Source organism: Stieleria sp. (assembly GCF_041595215.1).
GTDB lineage: Bacteria > Planctomycetota > Planctomycetia > Pirellulales > Pirellulaceae > Stieleria > Stieleria magnilauensis.
This window is the reverse complement of sequence record NZ_JBFHKV010000481.1, coordinates 1-6047: the sequence shown is the minus strand read 5'-3', so window position 1 is coordinate 6047 and position 6047 is coordinate 1. Positions and strand designations below refer to the sequence as shown.

4 protein-coding genes are annotated in these 6047 nt (G+C 59.7%); 1 reads left to right on the top strand and 3 read right to left on the bottom strand.

The features are described from left to right. The 3 genes from ABX749_RS18290 to ABX749_RS18280 all read right to left on the bottom strand — a co-directional run. The coding region (locus ABX749_RS18290) for an efflux RND transporter permease subunit (protein ID WP_372897232.1) at positions 1-1366 on the bottom strand (1366 nt) is incomplete at its 3' end. 5 nt (positions 1367-1371) lie between these two features. Continuing rightward, positions 1372-2676, bottom strand: a complete 1305-nt coding sequence (locus tag ABX749_RS18285) for an efflux RND transporter periplasmic adaptor subunit (RefSeq protein WP_372897231.1) — start codon at positions 2674-2676, stop codon at positions 1372-1374. A 253-nt stretch (positions 2677-2929) separates the two neighbouring features. Then, the gene (locus ABX749_RS18280; RefSeq protein WP_372897230.1) at positions 2930-4786 is read right to left on the bottom strand and encodes a response regulator; all 1857 of its coding nucleotides are present in this window, start codon (positions 4784-4786) and stop codon (positions 2930-2932) included. 427 nt (positions 4787-5213) lie between these two features. Here ABX749_RS18280 and ABX749_RS18275 point away from each other — a divergent pair. Beyond that, positions 5214-6047, top strand: an 834-nt coding sequence (locus ABX749_RS18275) for a TonB-dependent receptor plug domain-containing protein (protein WP_372897229.1), incomplete at its 3' end; no start/stop codon positions are given.

Sequence of the window (6047 nt, the reverse complement as noted above, 5' to 3'; positions counted from 1 at the left end):
CCAATGCACCGCGTGCGATGCGATAGCCCAAGACGAAAATCAGCACGACGGTACCGACGTAGAACCAGGGCGAGACGTACACCGACGCGACGGCGGTCGCCGCGATCGCCACGCTGGCCAACACCGTGGCGCGTCCGAAATGCAGAAACAACATCAAGATGATGATCGTCGCAGCGCTGCCGATCAGCATGTTTTGCACCACCAACGCGATCGCCGATTCGATGTATTCGGTCTCATCGTAGTACTGAAACAGTTCCAACCCTTCGCGTTTGAGAATCCCTTCGTTCAATTCACGATTGGCAACCCGCAACCCCTTCATCACTTCCATCACGTTGGCGCCGCTCACCCGTCCGACACTCAGACTGATGCTTTCGGTTCCATAGCGCCGCGCGATGCTCTCGCGGTCTTTGTATCCCAGTTTGACTTCCGCGACATCGCCGACGTAGACGCGTGTGTTGCCATCGGAGACAAGCAATTGTTGCTTGACTTGCTCGGGGTCGCGAAACTGGCCCAGCGTGCGAATCACCCAAGTCCGTTTGCCTTGGAAAAAGTCACCGGCGGTCGTGTCGCTGTTTTGACGATTGAGCGCCTCGCGGACTTGCCGAATCGTAATTTGCCGCGTCGCCAACTTGGCCGGATCGACGATCACCTGCAGCTCTTGTTCGCGGCCGCCCCGGGTCTCGGCGTTCGACACCCCCGGAACGCGTTCCAATCTCGCCTCGACAAAATCCTCCGACAACTTGCGGAGCTTTTCCAAATCGACCGGGGGCGGTCGCAACGCTTCCAGTTCCGGGTGCGTGGCGAGATGCTCGTCCAAACAATTTTGCAGACGAAACACACGCAGGGCTGAATTGCTTGCCCGCCTTGCCGGTTCGAGAATCTCTGCGATCTGGGGATGGGCCGACTGGAATTCGGCGATCGCCTGACTGGTCGGCGGTCGCGGCGTCAACGCAAATCGTGCGATCGGCTGGGCGCTCAGATCCGACGCTTCGATGACCGGTTCACTGGCGTCCAACGGATACTCACGGACCTGCTGCAAACGCGTGTTGACCCGCGCCAGGGCATCGTCGATGTTCGTTCCGATCTCAAACTCCAGCGTGACCTCCGCCGAAGAAACGCTGCAATTGGAAGACAGCTTGACCAACCCCTCGACACCTTGCAGTTGTTCTTCCTGCTCGAGCACAATCTCGCGCTCGATTTCCTGGGGGCTGGCCCCGGGCCAACGGGTTTCGATGGTCAGCACCGGGTTTTGAACTTCGGGGACCAATTGTTTGGGGATCAAGCCCAACGACAATGTCCCGAACAGCGCCGCCAAGATGGCGCCGACATAAACTTTGACGGGGTTACGAATCAGGATTTCAAACACGTCACTCAACCGTCTCCGACGGTAACCTCCACGGATTGCCCGGCCGCCAAACGCTCGTTGCCACGCGTCACGACGATCGCGTCGGCGTCCACCTCGCCGGTGATCGCAATCCAATCGCCCTGGGCGACCCCAAGTTTGACCGGTACTTTGCGGACGACCGCTGCCTGTGATTGACCGCCAGCCGATGAGGCGCGGCCGACGTCGACGACAAACACCGATTGCCGAACCCCATCCAACACGATCGCATCGGTAGGCACAAACGTCTGTTCCGCTTCGGGCCCGATAGGCAAGTCCATTCGCACCACCATCCCGGACATCAACATCGGGATGCCGTCGTCGATCCGGTTTTTGATCCGCACCAACACCGGAAAGGTTCTCGAACGGGTGTCGGCCGCGGGCACGATCCGTTCCAGCTGCCCCAACAACAGTTCACCCGGCCGAGCGTCAAATTCGACATGGATCGTCTGGCCCGGACGCAAGAACACCACCTGAGCGGCCGGAACCGCCACCTCGACCCTGACGGTATCCAATTCGATCAAGTCGACGACCGGATCGCCCGCGGTGATCCAAGCCCCCGCTTCGGTGTATTCGGCCGTCACATAACCGTCGAAGGGCGCGATCAGGGTGTGCTTCTTGAGGCGGTCTTCGAGCAAACGGACTTGTTCTCGCTGCAGATCCACGCGTGCCTGGGCCTGGGCGACCTGCTCGACACGCGGACCACTGACAAGTCGTGCATGTGCGATGGTCGCCGCTTGCAGTAACTGTCGCGAAGAATCGGCTTCCGCGGTCGCCACGTCGAGTTCTTCCACCGAGGCGGCTTTGGACTGGACCAGTTTGGACATCCGCGAGAGCTGGCTGGCCGAACGCCGGGCGATCGCCCCGGCGGCCTCCATCCGCGCCTCAGCTTCAGCGATGTCTTCGGCGCGTGATCCGGCTTGAAGCTCCGCCAATTGATGTTCCACCAAACGCAATTCCGCTTTCGCCGCGGCGATCTCGATCTGGATCACGTCGGTCTGCAAATCGGCCACCGCGTCGCCGGCGGCAAGCCGATCGCCACGCTTGGCGTGTAAGGTTTTCAATCGACCGGGCAACGAATAGCCGATCGTCGTGGTTCGACTGGGCGTTACCGTCCCAAACAACTGATACGCCGAATTCGACTCGCCCGTGCGGACGCGGCAGGCCATCACCGGCTGCAGGATTTCTTGATCGGACTTGCCGGGCGGTTGGGCCGGCGCCACATCGGCGACGAAAAGAATGCCGAACAGCGTGCCGCACCGCATGGCCCGAATAACGCGTGACGAAGTGGACATGGGATGCATCCCAATCGAACCCTACAAACAAGGCTCGATTGATCGTGGGGGTGGGAAAGGGGCGGGGGTCGGAATCCGGTAGGAAACCACATCCTAATTGACCACGCAACAACTCACCACACTGCACCTCAAGAAATCGTGGTTTGGTGATCGTACGATCGTCCCCCCTTACGACTTCCTCTCATCCATTTTTTGACCAGCAGATTTTTTGACCAATCCATTTTTTGACCAATCCATTTTTTGACCAGCCGGTTCACCACGTTCCAGCCACATCGACGTTGCGGCGATCCTGCCCCAAGCCGCGTTGATCATCGAGAATTTCGCGGACCGACGACAACAGATGTTCAGCGGTGAACGGTTTATGGACCACCGGGTAACCGGGCGGGACTTCTCCATTGTGGGCGACTTCGGGGTCATGCCCGGTACAGAACAGCAGCGGCAACTCGGGGTTGCTTTCGGCGATGTGACCGCACGCTTCGCGCCCGGTCATGTTGGGCATCATCACATCCAAAATGGCCAAATCAATTTGATCGGCCAATTCATTGACCCGCTGCACCGCCTCCTGTCCATCGGAGGCCAGCACGACGTTGTATCCGGCACGCTGCAAGATCCGGCTGCTGACCTGTCGCAACAGTTCTTCGTCGTCGGCGATCAAGATGGTGCCGATGCTGCCACCAGCGTCTTGTACCCGATCGGTCACGGGCTGGCTGATCGGCTGCGTCGTCTCGCATGCCTTGACGGCGGGTAGATAGATACGGAACGTCGTGCCAACGCCGACTTCCGATTGGACTTCGATATGGCCCTGATGCTGTTTCACCAAACCGTACACCATCGCCATCCCCAAGCCTGTCCCAGAACCGACTTCTTTGGTGGTGAAGAACGGCTCAAACACTCGTTCCACCACCTCGGGCGGCATTCCGCTGCCGGTGTCGGTGATCGAAATGCGGACGAACGGGCCGGGCCGCAGCACGTCGTCCCGGCGGCAATACGCTTCGTTGAGTTCCACCAGCTCGGTCGACAACGTGAGCTGACCAGTACCGTCCATGGCGTCGCGTGAATTGATACAGCAATTCAGTAGTGCCTGTTGCAGCTCGACCGAATCGGCGTGCACCATCGCAGAGGTGGGATGCAGTTCTTGACGTAGCGTGATGCGTGATCCCAGCAGCGGCTTTGCCAGTCCGACCAACTCGGCGACAACGTCATTGACATCCAGATCGACGCAACAGAGCGGTTTGCGACGGCTAAACCCGAGCAACTGACGTGTCAACGAGGTCGCCCGCTCACCGGCTTTGAAAATGCACTTCATGTCTTCGTGCAGCGGCTCACCCGGCCGCGTCGCGTCGAGCCCGAACTGGGTGTAGGACAGAATGATCTGTAGCAGATTATTGAACTCGTGCGCGATCCCACCGGCCAGCATTCCGACCGCTTCCAGTTTTTGGGATTCGCGCAACTGTTTTTCTTTTTCCAGCAGCTGTTGTTGCGCCAGTTCACGTTGTTGCATCTCACGACGAATCTCGTTCGTCTTGGCCGCAACGGTCTTTTCCAAATCCGCGACGGTGTTGCGTGAGGCTTCGGTCAGCTTTCGCTTTTTGGTCATGGCCGCAGCGATCTGCGCCACCTCGGCGGCATCGAAGGGCTTGCGCAGAATCAGCAGTTGATCGCTGTTGCCGAGTTGTTCGACGATTTCAGACCAGGAATAATCTGAGAACGCGGTGCAGATCAAAACTTGCAGATCGGGATCGGCCTTCCACAACTGACGGATCGTCTCCACACCGTCCCAGCCCGGCGGCATCCGCATGTCGACAAAAGCGGTACTGAAGGGGCGCCCTTCCTGGATCGCCTGGCACACCATCCGGTACCCTTCTTCGCCCTGGTAGGCGGACGACAGATCGTAGCGGCGCGCCGCTTTCGTTTGTCGCGACGAAGAACCGAACAAGGACACTTCGAGTGAATCCAATTCCGTGTCGGCTTGCGAATCGTCACACAGGATCTTGCGAAAATCATCATGGATCGCCGTGTTGTCATCGATGATGATGATCCGCGGGTTCTCGGAACCTTCGGCGACTCGCGCGCCCGCATTCATCGCGTCGGCCCTGTGTGCTTCGTCCATCGTTTCTGGATCGCCCTTCGTTGAGTGTCACTGTTGTCTGCAACCTTCGCTTGTGATCAGCCGGACGACCTTGATCGCGGGAAAGAACTGATTGAATTGGTTCGATTTGAGGGACAACCGACACTCCTGGTCCGCATTCTTTCACTGCCTGAGAGGTTGTACCGCTTTCGGCGACTCTCCGCCCGACAAGTCCCCGCAACGCTGTCAGCCCGCGCTGCGGTTTCCCGTAAAGATCTGCGAATCGGTGAAATCGGCCCGTCGTACATTCGACAACACCAGAAGGTGGTCACATCGACACCGGCGTGCTGGATAAACACGTCACCGAACCGAAAGTCGATCCTGGGGCAGGATGGTGAAGACAGAATTTCAAGACGGGTCGTCCGGCGATGACGTCGCAAAACGGCGCCCTCTCGATGGCGACCGTCCGTTGAGTCGTCGGCCATTGGATCGTCGCTCCGCCCGGATCCACCTCGTCGCGGCGATGCTCGCGGCGGTCCTGCTGACAGCCGGCCCCGCGGTCGGCCAGACCGCTGAATCAACGACGGCTGCAGAATCACCGGCGCCTGCTGACCAAGCTCCGCCAAGCGGCCAGCGGCTCGAGCACCCTGACACGTTTGACGAGGACACCGCCGAAGGAGCCGATGACGAGGGGCTCGACAGCGAGTTGGATTCCCTGTTGGACCAGGACCTCGGTTCGCTGCGGCGGACCTCGGTCGCGCCTGCACTGGAGGTCGAAGTGTCCTCGGTCTCGCGTCAGAAGAGCACGATCGGCAGATCCCCGGCGGCCGTGTTCGTGATCACCGACGAAATGATTCGTCGCAGCGGCTACCAATCGATCCCCGAAGTGCTCCGGCTGGCACCGGGGCTTCAGGTGGCGCGGATCGATGGGAACAAGTGGAGCGTCAGTAGCCGTGGTGAGTCGGGCCGATTCAGCGACAAGTTGTTGGTGCAAATTGATGGCCGAACGGTTTACAACCCGCTGTTCGCCGGCGTGCTGTGGGATGTCCAAGACGTGCTATTGGAAGACGTCTTGCGAATCGAAGTCATTCGCGGTCCCGGCGCGACGGTGTGGGGCGCCAATGCGGTCAACGGAGTGATCAATATCTTGACCAAGTCCAGTTCGCAAACCCACGGCAGCTACGCCATCGCAGGTGCCGGCACGCTGGAACAGGGGTTCGTCGGCGGACGCCTGGGGGGACGCACCGAGCGAGGCGTCGACTACCGGGTCTGGGGCAAATGGTTTCAGCGGGACGAAATGGAT